Genomic DNA, 15,819 nt, shown 5'->3' on the forward strand with positions numbered 1-15,819 from the left:
TTATGTTTTAGATGTGAATTGAATGATTGCTTTTTGCATATCCTGATGCTCATTGTAGAGCTTCATTATTTCCTCATTTTCTTTACCGTCGGTCAGGTAAGCGGCGTAGACTTCCTTCGGGACTTCCAACCGAAAAATGTTACTTTCCCTACCTATTTTGATGAACATTTCGGTGTATTTGCGTGGTCCGGTAAGGTTGTTCTTGATGGATTTTAACTGGTTCAGGTCGTGGCTGGACAGATTGAGTCTTTTGACCAATCCGTCATAGCCTTTTTCATTATTCAGACTGTAGATGACCTGTGTGTTTTCAAGGATGCTTGCGGAAGTCGAGTTGTTCGGAAGCTGATTGATAGATTGCAGAATAATCCCAATTGCACCGTTCTGTTTACGTATCGCTTGATAGTAAAACTCAACGCTTTCCAATACGTTATCAAACTTCAGTTGCTTAGCGAACTCGTCAAATAGGATGATGCCTTTTTCTGCCCTGTTTTTCCAAATGGTTCTTTGGATGGCGGACTTAATCAACTTCAACATCACGGACAGGATTTCCTTATTGTCCTTTACTTCGTCAAGTTCAAAAACAATCAATCTTTTGTCCTCAATTTTATAGGTCTGGTCTTCGCTAACCTCGAATAGAAAACTGTATAGACCATCGCCGACATACTCTGACATTACGTGCAAGAAGCTTGTGACATTGAAGTAGTCGGGATGAATTTTCAAGGTGTCCAGAAGGTCTTTCTGATTCCTTTCTATAAAGCTGTAGAAACCATCTAAAGAGTGGTTTTCTGAAGTGCTATCGTAATAGTAGCGCAATATCTTTTTAACCGAAACCGATTGTGCTTTTGTGACTTTTAAATCTGAAGTAAACAATTCAAATAAGAAAACTGACAGGTCTTCCAACCGTTCTGGTGTCAAGTCATTTTGGTTACTTATATAAAATGGATTGATACCCAAATTCTTACCGCTTTCATAGCGAAGTACTGTGTATTTTTCTGGGTAGAGTTTGGCAAACTTGGTGTAAGATCCACCAAGGTCGATAATGACCAATCGCACACCACTTTCAAAATACTGGCGTAAAATGTTATTGGCTAAAAAGGATTTGCCTTCGCCCGTTGGTGCGAAAATGGCGAAGTTCCGAGCTTTGATGCGTTTCTTGCGCTCGTCCCAAACATCCTTTAGAACGGGAATATTATGCTCTCGGTCATTGAAGATGATTCCGGTATTGTCGGATTTGTAATTGGTGTTATTGATGAACAGGCAAAGCGCGTGCTTTAAGTCTGTGACATATAAATCGTTGTTTGAAAAGTTGGAAGAGAAACAACAGTAACTGTTCAGAATGTAATTTTTACGTTCTTCACCTCTTGGATAGTATGGGATGATATCGAGTTCCTTAAACTCAGTCTTGATTTTTGAGGTTATTTTATCAAGCTCTTTGGCATCTTTAGACCAGTACACGATGTTCAGATGCCCACGAATGATTCTGGCATTATCATCGGCATTGATTTGATCCAGAATGTGCTGAATCTTACCCAGTACTACTTTGTTCTGCGAACCGAAATTTGAACTTTTATTAAGCTCTTCTACTTTTTTATCGAGCAGCTTGCGCCACTTCTGTTTGTCGTCGAGATAGAGAATCTGGTTGACGATATGATTTTCGTTAAGCGTAAGCCCCAAACCATCAATAAACCCTTGATGAAATACAAAATCGTCAGAAGTGAATTTCTCATTGGTCTTGCTACTCTGTACACTTTCGCCAAAGCACAGTTCGCTATTGATGGCCAGGGCATCAAAATGGTTGTCGCCAATATTGACGCTTTTTTTATCTAAGATGATGTCGGTATCAAAGCCTTCGTTGAAACCATTGAAATAGCTATATGTAAGCTTTTGAATCTCTTCCGCTTTAAGCGAAATAAATTCCATCTTTCGGCTATTGTTGATGAAGGAAACAGAATCGCTTACAAAGTTGACAAAGCTTTTAACGTTGTCATCCAGTTCTTGTACAATTCCTTTAGAAACCTTGCGAAATGGATTGACGTATTTTGAATTATTAAGTGCCTTGTTCTTGGTCAAAATGAAGAACAGATAGCATTTATGTTCTATGTGGCCACGACCTTTAAAATGCTCGTGCGTTACTTTTTCCAGAAAGGTTGTATTTGGAAGTTGTTCTGAAGAATAGGGTTTCTTCAAATAGATATCCTGTTTGTGAACCACAGTCCCAACAGGCAGAGATTTCAAAGCCTGAAACCAAGCACCGTGCATATCCTCAAAGTCCTTTTCTGAAAGGGAATAGATTTCAGGTAGATTCCCTTCATAGCATAGAACGACATTGCCATTATTGGCAAACACGATATTGTCCTGAATATCTGTAATCGGTTGATATTTAGAAAGGTTAATCTTATTCATAGTCGAAGCCTGAATTTCTTTTGTTGCTGATAATTTTCGGGAATGCGTTGGCAGTTTGAAATAGCTTCGGGTTGTGGGTTATTCTTGTCAATGCCACATAGAGCCCAGCATTAAAAACCAGTACACCTATAATCATCCCGAAGCTGAAAGAGAAAATGATGATTAATAGCGAGGCAAGAATGGAAACCATCATTAAGGCAAACAGGGAAATGGGCAAGCCGAAAATGACTGCCCTTTTCCTGATGTTTTTATAGACCTCGAACCGCTTCATTATACAACGATTCCGATTAAGTATGTGAAGATGCCGACTACAGCGCCTGCAATCAAAACGAAAACGAGAACGCGGGTAATCCCCTTTTTGAGATCAGCATTTTCGCCAAAGAAATGTCCTGCGTTAAACAGGAACCCGATGAGGAAAATAACCCCTAATATGATTGGAAAAATAGTTCGGATGGTGTTAGAAACATCATCGACCGAATCTTCAATGCCACCAATTTGAGCAAATAGCGAAGTGGATAAGAGCGAAAGAGATGCTAAATAGAGTGATTTTTTCATAACGTAACAGTTTAAATTTTTGTGATGTTTTCGTTATGGGAAATTTACATATATTTGATTATAAATAACTGAATATCAAATATTTGTGAATAAAATATTATTTAGTTTTGTTTGAATTCCGTTGCTATTATTTGGCATCAAATGGTATGGATTTTTGAAGTGGAACTGTTGAAAACATAAAAATTGAAAATGAAAAAGTGGCTCAAAAACGTCAGTTTTATGATTTTGCTTCTCAAAAGTTGCATCCTTTTGTGTCAGAATTTGGACACAAAAAAGATAGTCGTAATTGACCCTGGCCACGGTGGAAAAGATTCGGGTGCAATCGGTATAAATGGCATCCAAGAAAAGGATGTTGCGTTGAATATCGCAAATGCCATTTTGAAGCTAAATGATGAGTTGGATAAAACTTTGGACATTTATTTGACAAGGCACACCGATACCCTCATTTCTATATCGGATAGAACGAAGTTGGCCAAAGTCCTTAAAGCTGATTTGTTCGTGTCCTTACATTGCAATCATTCGGATAATGTACATTCAAGAAGGGTTGAAGTTTACGTGGCTAATCAAAATTCTGAGTTTTCGGAAGAAGCCATTTGGTTAGCTTTTCAACTACAGGCAGACCTTAAAAAAAAACTTGGTTTTGAAAGTAGGGGTGTGAAGTTTGCAAATTTTCAGGTGTTGCGTGAAACCATTGCTTATTGCTCGTCATTATTATTAGAATTGGGGTTTTTGAGTAATTGGGATGAGAATATGTACTTGTCAAATTCGAATAGAATTAAAATCATAGCTTATTTAATATATGAATCAATAAAATATAAAAGATGAACGAACTATTTAAAGAAGTAATTCTATGTATTAAATCAACCTTATGTCGTTTGTTTTTAGAATTAAAGTTGCTATTTATTAGAAATGTGGATAACCGTAAATAAAGGAAAAGTTATTTAATTATCTTTATGAGATTTTTCCCTTAAAATGGATGAAGCATAAGAATTGAATGATAACAACAATATAAATTTTGATTTTGTAAAAGAAATTAAAGAACCTGGTGTTTACCAACTACTTTTTCCAAAGAAGGAAGTCGGGTTGGCAGTTATGGTTTTATTTGAGAAAATTGAAAACAAAACGCTACCAGATGGAAAATTCATCGAAAAGGATCTTCACGATGCGTTTGCGCAAATAAGCAAACCAAACGAGAGATACCCAAAAGAAATTTACAGTGAACATATTAAAGATCTTCAGGAATACTTTTTAGACTACAACCAAGAAACTCAAAAATATTACTTTAAGGATTATGCACATAGGTTCTATGCCTATGCAAAGGAAACTTTAGAGGGTAACTTTAATCCAACTCATATTGAAAAGATTTGTAGTCTTCTTACAGCTTCATTAAAACAAAGAGAAACTTTAGAGGATTTAAAGTTTTGGCTCAAATCAGAATTCAAAAAATATGAACCTGATCTTCGGGAACAGGTAGACTTTTTGGACAGACAGATTATTGAATCTGTAAATAAACTTAAAAACAATACCACAAATTCCGATAAGAATTTTATTGAACTCTTGCGAGAAGTAGAAAGCAATCTAGATAAAGCACAAGATCAGAGTAAAGAATTAGCAGCCGCGTATTCTGAAACTAAAGTGATACGCTCAATCCTAGAAAAACGAGAAGATACAGATTCAGAAGCAGATGATTTAATAGCAGATGTTCACTTCTTTATCAAATATCTCAACGAGAGACTGGATTCTATAGATGGAAAATTAGATAGGATTCAACCAAAGATTAGACATTTATTTTCTATCCTAAATAGACCTCAGTTCAACAGCAAGATTGAAAAGTTTCTACATTTTCTATTAGATAAGAGTACCGTGACCGGTAAAAAGGATACGGTTTTACCAAAGTCGGTACTGAATCCAGTTTTGCATATAGACACCCCTAATTTTACCATTGTTGAGCGAGAAAGAGAATTATTTCCCTCTAAGCCAAAAAAAAGAGTTTCTTACAAATCAAATGAAGTTAAGATTGAGGAAAACACAAAAAGTATATTAAAAGTACTCACTCAACAGGATTTGATTAGAAAATGGGAACAACACATTATTGCCGAAATAGAATTAAGAGGTGGCATCGATTTATCCGCAACGTTCTTTGAAATTATGGAAGATACTAATGATGGACAGATAGCTGTAAGTGCAATATACAGTTCAATACAACAAGCACGTAAATCAAAAAGATTTGATTTTAAAATGAATAAAACTAAACAGACCAACAGTAAAATAGAGCATATTAGTTTATGGAAGATGAACATACAAAAGATATAAGGGTACAGTTTTTAGACCATCCTGATACAGAAGAACTATTTGCTTCCTTAGACTATATGTTGAAGGATGGTGTACATTTTCAAAGGGAAGGAAGTCAGGCAAGATATTACAATTACATCTACTCTAATGTAGATAGCTTAAAAGCGTACTACCAGTTTTTATTTAATGTTGAATTGACATTTGGCGGTACCGAAACAAGAGGTTATTACTACTTAGATTTTATTGGTAACACAAGGGGTCAAATAGATGCTGGGCATAGATATCATATGAAGAGCGAACACGTTATAATTGGCTTTATCATTTACAAGATTTTTTTCATTGATAATCAAATTGATGTGGCTTCGGTAGAAGACTTGCAAAAAAAGATTAGGACCGATTACGAAGATTTAAAACCTGGTATTTACAGATTGATTGCAAAATCAAGGAATACCAATCCCGGGAATTTAAATGACGATGCCATAGATTCAACTGTAGAATCTGCACTTAGAGAATTCAAAAAAATTGGTTGGGTAACATTAAAGGATGATGAGTTCGACCTGTTACCAGCTTTCGATAGGTTGATTGCCATACACGAAGACCACATAAATAATATAGATGAAACTCTAAATGAATTGAAATGAAGAGATACCCTAGAATAAAAAGACTATCTACTTTGGGCATCGTGCATCATCAATCATTTGATTATGATTTTAATCCATTCAGAACAGATTTTGTTGGCGAAGGTGGTTCTGGTAAGAGTATGATTGCAGATATTTTGCAACTCATTTTTGTAGGTTCTGCTGCCTTTCATTCACCTACAGATAGTAGTGAGCCAAGGAAACCCAAAACTATGGTGTTAAGGACATCTGGTAAAGGTACAGATATGGGTTACGCTTTTATCAATATAAAACTCGAAAAAGATGCCTTTGTAGTTATAGGTATATATCTTGAAAGTACCGGAAGCTCACGTTCTTTTATTATTCAGCAAGGAGAAAATTTTGAACCAGAAGATGAATTGCTTCCATTTAGTAAAGCCCTTAGTTTTTCAGATTTTCTAAAGGACAACAGTATTTTACCAATAGAAGATTTAAAAAATCACATATTCGACACCAAAGGATATGTATGCGAATCTTGGACACGACCAGACAAGTTTCACAAACTGTTGTTTGAAAACTTTATTATACCGGTTGACTTGTCCATCAACCAAGAATCACTAAAGAGCTATGCTAAAATCATTCAGGCATTCTCTAGAGAATCTTTAGACATCAAGAAAAGCGAAAAAATTCAGGAATTTCTATTCGGAAGTGACAAAGAAAAAGAGCTGAAACTAGAATTTGATAAAGCTGTTGAAGAATTGAGTGGCGATATCCGTCAGTTTGAATCTAACAGGGATGAGATAGATATGTTAACCCACAAGCAGACAGAGCTGCAAGATCTTCTCAATCTGAAAAAGAAAAGGGACAAAGCAAAGAGCGAATTTTTAAACACAAAATTTCATTATTTAAATCAGCAGATAAATCTATCTAATGGTAAAATGACTGAAAAGTTAGATGCCTTTTTTAATAATCGAAACACATTAAATGGACTTAAGAATTTTGCAGAAACTAAAGTTGAAGAGCTGAAATTAAATATACCTGCTCTAGACGAAGACTTTGAAAAGGCTTCTGCGGAAAGGATGATATGGCAAGGAAAAAGCAAGAATTTGAAAAAGTATTTTTCTTGGATGCAATATTTTGAAAAGACAGGGGAAGAACTTTCAGAACATTATCACAGTTATCATAAAAACAAGCAGGACATTGAGCGAATAGCACAATTAAAGTCCTTACTAAAGTATAATAATATCTACGGCTTCTTCGGGAACAATGATAAGCTTGACAAGAGCACTTTATTGAATATCGCCGAAACGATAAAGGGATTTGAGTCTTCACTAGAAGAAAAAAGGAAACTCAAAGTGCTAAACAATTTGGACGATACCGCTTCACTTGCGCATTGGGCATTAAATCTCAAACGGAAGTTGAACTTAAAAGAGGAAAGTGTAGTTCACAAATATCAAAACGATAATATTACCACCGAAGAACCTACAAACGGGATAAAGGAAAGATATATTCCAGAGCCAAAACTGCTCATTAAAAATCTGCAAATCACAAAGGATCAAGATGATGGTTTTTGGATAGACTTGGGTGGGGTTCGCGAGTATATTCCGTATGTAAAAAAACCAATTTTTGATACGGGTAACTCAGATAAAATCAAAGATTATTTTTCAAAACAAAAAACAACTTTAGAAAATGATATTAAAGATTTAGAAAAGGAATTGAAGAGTTGGACAATTTTAAAAGAGCTTTTAAATAACTTGGAAAACGCATCAACATATCTTTTGTCTTGGGAATCAAAAGATGTTAACTCTAAGTTTGACAAGCACGAACTGTTTGGGGAAACCCCAGATACCATAAAGCAATATTTGAAATTACTGGATGAAGATGAACTGATAGATGACGGTTTAAGAATGGCAAATAAGGTCTATAAGAAGATAGATGAAAAGCGTTCTGAAAATATTTCGTTAATTAAGGGGTTAGAGACAAACCTAAAAACAATTTCAATTCCTGAAATCGAAGAAGATGTTAACCAACTAACCGTAAAATATAACTATGAAGTAAAAGATACGAATGGTTTTGTCAGATTGAAAAAAACGTTAGTTCAAAAAAAAGATTTCTATGACACTTTTGTTTCAAAGCTTCAAGAAGAGATAAAAAATGAAATAGCTGTTGAAGATTTAAAATTTGAAGACAAAGCAATAGATGTTTTTAAGACAGATTTGCAAAAATTAATTGCTGACCATCCAAAAATCACTTCAGAAACTTATCAGGATGAGATTGAACTTTCTTCAGATTTATTAGAAGAAAAGGATACCCTAAATGCAGAATGTCAAAAACACTACAATACTAAATACGTTTTAGTGATAAAGGAATTTTTGAAAGAAAAAGCCAATCGCTATTTAGAAACAGATGATTTTAGACAAATATGCTCTGAAATTCTACCACCAGAGATTTTTTCAGAGAAGGATTTAGAAGATGATGAAATCATTCCACGTATAAAAAAGTTACTCAATGATATCAACATCAAGAATAAGCAGCTCAACATAAGAAAACTTCAAAAACTAACGAGTATAGTGGATAAGGTTCGTAATGAAGTAAGTGAACAGATATATTACTCAAGAAAAATTAGGGATTTTATAGATGCAGATGATAAGACGATAACTGGCGGTCACAGAGCTAAATTGTCTATTAATTTTGAAAATAGCTATCCTAAAGAGTGGATGGAAGATTTTATTGATAAAATACGGGAAGACATTCGAGTATCAAGTGAGAATAATCTATTCAATGATTTACAGGGCGTTTCTAATGAATTAGAAAAATATACATCGCTAGAAGAAAAAATGCAGGAAGCATTTTATAGATGTGGCGGTTCTAGAAATTTAAAGCCTAAAATTATAGAATTACTCAACCCTAAATCATATTATGGGTTAAACTTTACTATCAAATCCTTGCACGGAAAAACCAATCCAGGAAGCACGAGTCAGACCTATGCAGCAATTGCACTTTTATGTATTGCTAGGCTATCACTAATTAATAGAGTTGCCAAGGACAAAGTAAGGGATGGGATAAGGTTTATGCCTATTGACGAGGCTGCTGGTCTAGGAAGTAATTTCGATATGCTTTACGATATCGCCAAAGCTAATGATTACCAGATTATTTCGTTGTCAATTCAGCCTTATAAAGTTGATATGCTAAACCAGTATATCTACTTACTTCATAATAATCTAGAAGAATCTGATAAAGTAAATTATGAACCAGTTCCAATATTTGGGGATTTTGATGATAACTTAAATTAACTGGAAAACTGCTCATTGCCATAATGAAGAAAAACGTAGAGTGGAAATATTTAATTGGTCTTAACCAGTTGTACGAGAAGGGTAGAACTAACCTTAGAATCGAGAATAATAGTTTTATCAAACAAGTATTGATGAGGCAGAAAAAGCTAATAAAACCAAAAATGGGCAATCCTAAAATATTGGAAGCCAAATATGGTTATAAGGACTATTACAAAGAGGAATTTTTGAGCTACTTTGAGTACTATTCCAAGTTTTTTGAAAAAGCGGGATTAGAAAGTAACGCCCACAAAACCTACAATGAAGACGATTTAAAAAGTTTGGCTTTCATTTATTATCAAAAAGACCAGCTGAAGAAGAATCTAACAACCGAATATACATTTTCAACAAGAGTCTTCAAGGGTAAAGGTGCTAAATATTTAACTAATAAACCCAGTTTGCGCAATGCCGTATTACAGCTTTTAGAGATTGATGAATTTCCAGAGAAAGACCCGAAGAATGCTCAATGGCGATTTGTAGTCGATTGTGAAGATCCTAAGTTGGTTGTTATTTGCGAAAACATAGCCTGCCTTAAAGTGCCTTATGAATACAAACAAAATAACATTGAGTTATGGTACGTAGGCGGTAATAATACAAATCCTTTAAAGGATATTTCTGCGAAGAAAATAGAATTACCTCTCTTTTATTTTTGCGATTGGGACCATCACGGACTATCTATTTATTCTAGAATAAAAGGCATCTTTCAGGAAAAAGGAAAAGAAATAAGACTAGTTGAACCTACCACATTAGATAATGCACTACCTGTAGATTCACCACACCACAATAGTAAGTGGCGCAAAAAGGAATTTTCAGGATTAAAAAAAGAGAACTTTTCTGTGCAACAACAAGACATAATTAACAACTTGATTCAAGATAATATATGGGTAGAAGAAGAATCAATGGATTTGTTAGAACTTCTGGGAATGAAAAGTTTAAATTAAAAATAAAGATTTGGTAGAGATAGAAAAAATAGATTCAAAACTTGTATTAAAATACTATTCCGACTATGAGCCTACGGAATGGCTAGATAAGAAATTAGAAACGCTAATTCCTTTTAAAATCAAGCATATTTTTAATGTAGGAAGTAAGTCTCTACTTAAAAAGATTGAAAATGAATTTCAAGAATCTGAGTACTTCTTTGAGATTGGCGAATTAATGGATGGCTACTATGGTGTTTACAGAGAAGTTTTGGGTGTGTCTAATACATTTTTCTTTCATAAATCTTTGGATATTAAACTCGACTATTTTTTCGTAAAATCTAAATCCTCACTTCTGTTGCAAATAGATAAACATTTGCAAGAAGACATTTATATTGGTGGTCCAAAAGAAACTATATTACCAATCGAAGAATTTGAAAAACTCATTAAAATTTTCCCCACTACTCACGAAATTACCCTATATCGTCAGGCAAAAGTCACATCAGTTTTAAAGAATTATTTTGACTATATTACAGATAAGGAAGAATCTTATCAAAACTATCTAAACAATAAAACACCCAACTATGGTAGCAACTTAAGAAAAACGTTTCGGGAAGCCGATATTGTCAAATATCAAACGCTTTTAGAGAAACTAAAGGAAATGCTTTCCAATGAAGTGAAGTACACAGAACATCAATGGCAAGCTGAAATTATTGAAATAATATTATTACTATTTCCTAAATACATCGCGGTATTTGACGAAGTAAAGTTTAAGGACATCTACAATAACAAAACCAGAAGACTAGATTACGGATTAATCGATTTTATGGGGAATCTAGACATTGTTGAAATAAAAATTCCTTTTGATAAGAACATCGTATCGGCTAACCCTTACAGAGATAATCACATTCCAAATAAGGATTTATCTGGAACAATAATGCAAATAGAGAAATACATATTTTATTTAAACAAAACTGGGGCAAACGGGGAAAAAAGATTGACTGAAAAATACAAAGACCAACTACCAGAAAAATTGAAAATTAAGATTACAAACCCGAATGGAATGATTATTATGGGAAGAGATAATAACCTAACAGAAAGTCAACTTTCAGATTTTGAGATAATTAAAAGGAAGTACAAGAACATAATAGATATTTTTACATACGACGATTTAATGCGTAGAATGGAAATAATGTTGGCGCAGCTAGAACGGATATAAGATTTTTGGAATTTGAGAATCTATTCTTGCTCAATGAGAGTATTAAGGGTGTGCATTCTGCTTTGTTCAGTTGTACCAGTTATTTGATGAAAAAAGCCTGGATTGTGGTTATCAGATTTAGAAATAATCTTCACGTAAAGCTGAAGATTGCTTTTTTGTAAATCATTTAATTTTTCAAACTCTGAGATTATTAGTTTTTCAGGATGATTATTTATGAAACTATGATATTTAGAGGTTAAGCCTACTATGATATCGGAAAATTGAATCATAATTTCTGATTTTGAATCTTTGAATACATAGTTGTTCAAAGTCCTTTTTCCATCAATAAGATTAAATCGACCTATAATTTTTTGGATGGCATCTTCATTGTCAAACGTATGTGTAGAGTTTTTGAACATATAAATTTGTTTGATGTAAAACTGGTAAAACTCTTCTATTAACATATTATCTTTTTCTCCGCCTAGAAAAGGCATTTTTCGCTCCATACCTGAAAAGTCAAGTATTTCTTTGAGAATTTTTAGACTTTTCTGATTTTTTACATTTTCATTGTCATAGCTGGTTATAGCTATAATTTTTATTATAAATTCAGGAATATCTTCCTCACTTATGTTTGGGTATTTAAAATCAAAAAATAGAGCTCTAGTTTCATCTAAGTGTTCTCTAAGAACTTGGTGCATAACATCTTTTAGCTCTGCAATAAAATGAGGTCCACGGTCTAACAATTCTTTACGATTCATAAGTGCAGAATCCACAATATCAACTATAGAATAATACAAAAGATTAATACTAGAAAGATGAACTAATATATCTTCATTATCAATAAATTGTAGATAGGTATTTATTTTTTGAGAGTTTAAGCAACTTATAAAATCGCCACTAGCTAAATGTTTGAACTTGATTTCCTTTACATTTTTTTGCAATTGTAAAGAATCCTTAAGCTCTTTGAAGTTGAATACATTCCCAGCATCAACTATTCCACCCAAAACAAAACTACCAGTTATTGAGGAGTTGAAATCTGTTTCTTTGGTGTATAGTTTTCTCGGGTTATTGGATTCATCATAGAAAAAATGATATTTTCCATCAAAGTTGATATGTGGAGCGAGTGATTTCTGACCATCTCTTATTTTGTTTATGGGAAAATCCATTATGAATTTATTATGTGGTAATTGTGTTGTAATTCATTGAAGCATAAGGATGGAAATCTGGCGTATAACTTATTAATTCTCCATCTATGAATTTGTGATGTCCTATATTTGGAAAGTATTCCATATCAATAGGGTGTTTTGCTTTCGGATTATGAAATAAGTTTAAACCTTCTCGCCAAGTCTCTTTTGTGTCCTCTGAGACCTTATATTTAAATGAAATTGGGTCAAAACTTTGTGGGTCTGGATTTACACAATCTCCTATTCGAATAACTATCTGTCCCTCTTCTGCAAAGCCAGCTTGAATTCCCATACGTGTGAATTTGGCTAAGGTACCTGTAGCTGAAAATAGTATCGCACTTACATATTCAGTATCAGGTTGGTCAAAAAAACCTGTTGGGATTATTTTTCCTGAAGGCTTGGTGTAACTATTTGCTTTTACAGTCTTGATGATTTCTTTACCCTTCTCATCTTTCTCAGAAATTTGCTTATGACCATATAGATACTCTGTAAGAGCAACAAAAGACCATATCATAGAGGCGTCGCTATGAAAATCTGCGATTGCAAAAACAAGAGGCCTGTTCTTTACGTGGTCAAGTTTCCAATATTCCTTTCTCAATTTAGAGTAAAGAGCACTACCATAACGCAGAGGAGTTTCATTTTTTAGCTTTTCTTCAATGTCCTGTAGAGTAGTTGAACGAGGTTGTATATGGACTAGTTTAGGAGGATCATTTTTACGACCTAAAATAACTGCTTCTACAGCAATAGTTAAGTCATCTTTTTTAATCAAAAAGTCAGGTCTATTAAATTCTCTAAGCATTTCAAATTCTAATTCTATGAAGGAAGCAAAAAGATATAGCTCCCAAAGACGTGCATCAAATCCATTTATGGATTGAAATTGTTCTACAAAATTACCATCTATATCATCTAAATGATTAGATATTTCTATAATAGCTTGTTTTGAAGCTTTTGAACCTTTACTGTTTTTGAGGTTCTTGAAATAAGGATGAAGTTTTTCTGGTGATTGATTTACCTCGAATAGCTTAAGGCCTTTTGGAGGGCCACCTTGTTCAACAATAGTCAAATTTTGAGAACTATGCCACTTCATTGAATTAGTTAGAGCGGTTATGCATTTTTCTTCTGTAGTGTAATCTGTTTTGATTTCAAATGCGCGAAACTGCCTATTTTCATCCCTTGCCATTAGTATGTAATTATAGTCTTTGTCTGTATAGTCAAGAATAACAACCCCTAAAATAGTGTTAGTGTCATTAGTATAATAGTGTAGTTCTTTGGCAAGAAAATTTATAAACGGATGCCTTGTAAAAAGCATAAAAATATCGAAGCGATTTTTATTAATTTCTATTATTTTGATAGGTATTATTTTTTTCATAAACAATGGTTCAGATTATTGAAGATCAAGTCGTAATATCTAAAAATTGTTTTAAAATCAAAATTTTTTACATTATTTCCTCTTATCCCCAGCCCCTTTATCAAAAGCAATTAAATTAAAGAGTTCCCGCATTCGGCTACGAACGCGGTTGCCGTAACGTTCTTCCAATTCCTCGGCATTGAGGTTGGTCGTGGCGTGAGTCTTTATTTTTCTTTTGGTGCTTAAATAGAGTTCGTATCGGGATAACAGTACTTCACCCATCACATTTAAATCCTTACCATAAAAACGACCGGCAGGTTCGACACCCAAGTCATCAAAACAATAGAATTTTGTATTACCATACTCTTCGACCGTTTTAAAACCGAGATGGTTAAAGCTGAATGTCACGTTACGACAAGGAATCATTTCATAGGGTCGTTGTAATGGAACGATATGTCGTAGCAATTTCATCAAACTGGTCTTGCCACAGCCTACTGGTCCGGAAAGTAGAATCCCTTTGTCAATGTCAATTCCGTAGTTCTTGCAGTTCTCTTTGTCTCTTATGAAATATGAACAAAGCTTAAGCAGAATATCCTTATCCTCATCGTAAATCCTGAATTTTTTGCCGAACAATAGTTTGCCTTTGGCATTCACGTAAATCAGAATTTTTGGAAAGTCGTAAAGAACACTTTTTCCATCAAATTTGCCGAGCGAATATTCCACGCCGCCTTCCGTAATTTTAGAGGGGTTGTCCATAGTCTTTAGTTTTAGTGGTTCGTAAGTTGTCCTTGATTTGGGACGGTAGTTTTTTCTTTGGCTTGTTTTCTAATTCAAATAATTCGGTTCTGTCCATCCAGTTGATGGCTACAGCTCGCCAATCTCGAATCGGTTCGCCATCGCCTGTTTGCCAATCTCGTTCAGCATAATGCTGGTAAAACTTTTCAGCTTCAGCTTTATCAAAATTCTTTTCTTCAAAAAAATCAACGACAGCCAGACAGTCCTTTGGCTGTTTTATTAGGTTTTCTTGTTTGATATTGTTTGTATTAGATACCAATGCTTGTCCACCTATGGGACGGTGTTGGTACGTAGCCTGTCCATTTTTGGGATGGTGGTGTCCCTCAAGTGTTACACCTCTGGGATAGTACTGTTCCGCAAGCTGTTCCAATATGGGATTGTACTGTCCCGAGACAGGTTCATCACTTGTACCGATAATGGACATCTTGATTTTACTGCCCTTGTACGGATTATTGGATGGAAAGTAGGATAAGTATTCCCAGGAATGAAGCTCGGTGATGCACCTGTGGTAAGTTGATTTTGACCCGATTTTGGCCACGCGCATCAGCTCCCTACGGTTAACATAAAATTCGTCCATAAAACGGCAACTGTTCCATTCCTGGAACAGCGCCATATACAAACTGATATGGGTAGGATTTAGACGGTCATCAAAATAGAACTTTTCAAAAGCCGCGTTAAGTAGCTTTATATAGTTCATCGGTTAAGAATTTAAACCGTGCTGCACACGGTTGGCTTCCATTACTTTTTGAATTTCTTCTGTATCGTAATAGATAATTCCACCTACTTTGGTGTAAGGTAATGTGCCATTGATACGAAGATTCTGTAAAGTGCCTGGACTTACTTGAAGTAAATCCATAACTTCAGAAGATTTGAGGTACTTTTTTAGTTTTCCTTTGGACTGATTGGTAAGTAGTTTTTTGATGTCATCGAGCAGTTCCATTTTGAATTCTCGAAGGTCGTCTGTAGTAATAATACTTGTCGGCATAATAGAACGGTTTTGTGGAAAGACACTATCTGGTCTTGTGTTTTTAATTGATAGTCCCTGACCTGATTTAACTTTCGTTCTACAAATTTGAATAGGTTTATTGAATTTTATTCCACAGTACGACCGTACTACGGTCAAAATTTAACTTCTTTAAATTTGTTTTATTTTACTCGATTTTGATAGGTCTAAGTATGCTTTTGAGAAAGCGAAAAGAGGA

General features: G+C 34.4%; 14 protein-coding genes. 6 read left to right on the forward strand and 8 right to left on the reverse strand.

The genetic code is table 11. From position 1 onward, the window contains the following. Genes ZPR_RS08410 through ZPR_RS08420 form a run of 3 tightly spaced genes read right to left on the reverse strand, consistent with a single transcriptional unit; the run spans window position 1 to window position 2,958 of the window. A complete protein-coding gene (locus tag ZPR_RS08410; RefSeq protein ID WP_013071243.1) occupies window positions 1-2,403 on the reverse strand; it encodes a TraG family conjugative transposon ATPase in 2,403 nt (800 codons plus the stop codon). Continuing rightward, window positions 2,396-2,674: a hypothetical protein gene (locus ZPR_RS08415; protein ID WP_041578794.1), complete on the reverse strand. Its 279-nt coding sequence runs from the start codon at window positions 2,672-2,674 to the stop codon at window positions 2,396-2,398. The genes ZPR_RS08410 and ZPR_RS08415 overlap by 8 nt, the downstream gene beginning before the upstream one ends. Next, a complete protein-coding gene (locus tag ZPR_RS08420; RefSeq protein ID WP_009779494.1) occupies window positions 2,674-2,958 on the reverse strand; it encodes a hypothetical protein in 285 nt (94 codons plus the stop codon). The genes ZPR_RS08415 and ZPR_RS08420 overlap by 1 nt, the downstream gene beginning before the upstream one ends. A 189-nt stretch (window positions 2,959-3,147) precedes the next feature. On the opposite strand from ZPR_RS08420, the gene ZPR_RS08425 reads away from it, so the two are divergent. The 6 genes from ZPR_RS08425 to ZPR_RS08450 all read left to right on the forward strand — a co-directional run bounded on the left by ZPR_RS08425 (window position 3,148) and on the right by ZPR_RS08450 (window position 11,311). Then, window positions 3,148-3,783: an N-acetylmuramoyl-L-alanine amidase family protein gene (locus ZPR_RS08425; protein WP_013071244.1), complete on the forward strand. Its 636-nt coding sequence runs from the start codon at window positions 3,148-3,150 to the stop codon at window positions 3,781-3,783. A gap of 165 nt (window positions 3,784-3,948) precedes the next feature. Next, complete coding sequence (locus tag ZPR_RS08430; RefSeq protein WP_009779496.1) at window positions 3,949-5,271, forward strand: hypothetical protein; 1,323 nt, start codon at window positions 3,949-3,951, stop codon at window positions 5,269-5,271. Beyond that, window positions 5,244-5,891 carry a condensin complex protein MksE gene (locus ZPR_RS08435; protein WP_009779497.1) on the forward strand — a complete coding sequence of 216 codons (648 nt, stop codon included), beginning with the start codon at window positions 5,244-5,246 and terminating at the stop codon, window positions 5,889-5,891. Before ZPR_RS08430 ends, ZPR_RS08435 begins: the two co-directional genes overlap by 28 nt. Beyond that, window positions 5,888-9,139: a ligand-binding sensor domain-containing protein gene (locus ZPR_RS22490; RefSeq protein WP_148211692.1), complete on the forward strand. Its 3,252-nt coding sequence runs from the start codon at window positions 5,888-5,890 to the stop codon at window positions 9,137-9,139. Before ZPR_RS08435 ends, ZPR_RS22490 begins: the two co-directional genes overlap by 4 nt. Window positions 9,140-9,162: 23 nt before the next feature. Further along, on the forward strand, window positions 9,163-10,116 hold the full coding sequence (locus tag ZPR_RS08445) for a hypothetical protein (protein WP_009779499.1): 954 nt from the start codon (window positions 9,163-9,165) through the stop codon (window positions 10,114-10,116). Window positions 10,117-10,126: 10 nt separating this feature from the next. After that, a complete protein-coding gene (locus tag ZPR_RS08450) occupies window positions 10,127-11,311 on the forward strand; it encodes a Shedu immune nuclease family protein (protein ID WP_009779500.1) in 1,185 nt (394 codons plus the stop codon). Window positions 11,312-11,331: 20 nt separating this feature from the next. Here the strand turns inward: ZPR_RS08450 and ZPR_RS08455 are convergent, their stop codons facing one another. The 5 genes from ZPR_RS08455 to ZPR_RS08475 form a co-directional block, all read right to left on the reverse strand. Further along, window positions 11,332-12,456, reverse strand: a complete 1,125-nt coding sequence (locus ZPR_RS08455; protein ID WP_009779501.1) for a DUF3800 domain-containing protein — start codon at window positions 12,454-12,456, stop codon at window positions 11,332-11,334. 10 nt (window positions 12,457-12,466) lie between these two features. Further along, on the reverse strand, window positions 12,467-13,843 hold the full coding sequence (locus ZPR_RS08460) for a hypothetical protein (RefSeq protein ID WP_013071246.1): 1,377 nt from the start codon (window positions 13,841-13,843) through the stop codon (window positions 12,467-12,469). 72 nt (window positions 13,844-13,915) lie between these two features. Next, window positions 13,916-14,578, reverse strand: coding sequence for an ATPase (locus ZPR_RS08465; RefSeq protein WP_009779503.1), 663 nt, complete (start codon window positions 14,576-14,578; stop codon window positions 13,916-13,918). Next, window positions 14,562-15,314: a hypothetical protein gene (locus ZPR_RS08470; RefSeq protein WP_013071247.1), complete on the reverse strand. Its 753-nt coding sequence runs from the start codon at window positions 15,312-15,314 to the stop codon at window positions 14,562-14,564. Before ZPR_RS08470 ends, ZPR_RS08465 begins: the two co-directional genes overlap by 17 nt. A gap of 3 nt (window positions 15,315-15,317) precedes the next feature. Then, the gene (locus ZPR_RS08475; protein ID WP_009779505.1) at window positions 15,318-15,602 is read right to left on the reverse strand and encodes a helix-turn-helix domain-containing protein; all 285 of its coding nucleotides are present in this window, start codon (window positions 15,600-15,602) and stop codon (window positions 15,318-15,320) included. Window positions 15,603-15,819: the final 217 nt, after the last annotated feature.

Origin of the sequence: Zunongwangia profunda SM-A87, assembly GCF_000023465.1 — a bacterium.
Classification (GTDB): Bacteria; Bacteroidota; Bacteroidia; order Flavobacteriales; family Flavobacteriaceae; genus Zunongwangia; species Zunongwangia profunda.

Bases quoted from the DNA above. Each gene is read 5' to 3' on its own strand.
- ZPR_RS08410 (WP_013071243.1), bottom strand. From the start codon at position 2,403: ATGAATAAGATTAACCTTTCTAAATATCAACCGATTACAGATATTCAG.
- ZPR_RS08415 (WP_041578794.1), bottom strand. From the start codon at position 2,674: ATGAAGCGGTTCGAGGTCTATAAAAACATCAGGAAAAGGGCAGTCATT.
- ZPR_RS08420 (WP_009779494.1), bottom strand. From the start codon at position 2,958: ATGAAAAAATCACTCTATTTAGCATCTCTTTCGCTCTTATCCACTTCG.
- ZPR_RS08425 (WP_013071244.1), top strand. From the start codon at position 3,148: ATGAAAAAGTGGCTCAAAAACGTCAGTTTTATGATTTTGCTTCTCAAA.
- ZPR_RS08435 (WP_009779497.1), top strand. From the start codon at position 5,244: ATGGAAGATGAACATACAAAAGATATAAGGGTACAGTTTTTAGACCAT.
- ZPR_RS22490 (WP_148211692.1), top strand. From the start codon at position 5,888: ATGAAGAGATACCCTAGAATAAAAAGACTATCTACTTTGGGCATCGTG.
- ZPR_RS08445 (WP_009779499.1), top strand. From the start codon at position 9,163: ATGAAGAAAAACGTAGAGTGGAAATATTTAATTGGTCTTAACCAGTTG.
- ZPR_RS08455 (WP_009779501.1), bottom strand. From the start codon at position 12,456: ATGGATTTTCCCATAAACAAAATAAGAGATGGTCAGAAATCACTCGCT.
- ZPR_RS08460 (WP_013071246.1), bottom strand. From the start codon at position 13,843: ATGAAAAAAATAATACCTATCAAAATAATAGAAATTAATAAAAATCGC.
- ZPR_RS08465 (WP_009779503.1), bottom strand. From the start codon at position 14,578: ATGGACAACCCCTCTAAAATTACGGAAGGCGGCGTGGAATATTCGCTC.
- ZPR_RS08470 (WP_013071247.1), bottom strand. From the start codon at position 15,314: ATGAACTATATAAAGCTACTTAACGCGGCTTTTGAAAAGTTCTATTTT.
- ZPR_RS08475 (WP_009779505.1), bottom strand. From the start codon at position 15,602: ATGCCGACAAGTATTATTACTACAGACGACCTTCGAGAATTCAAAATG.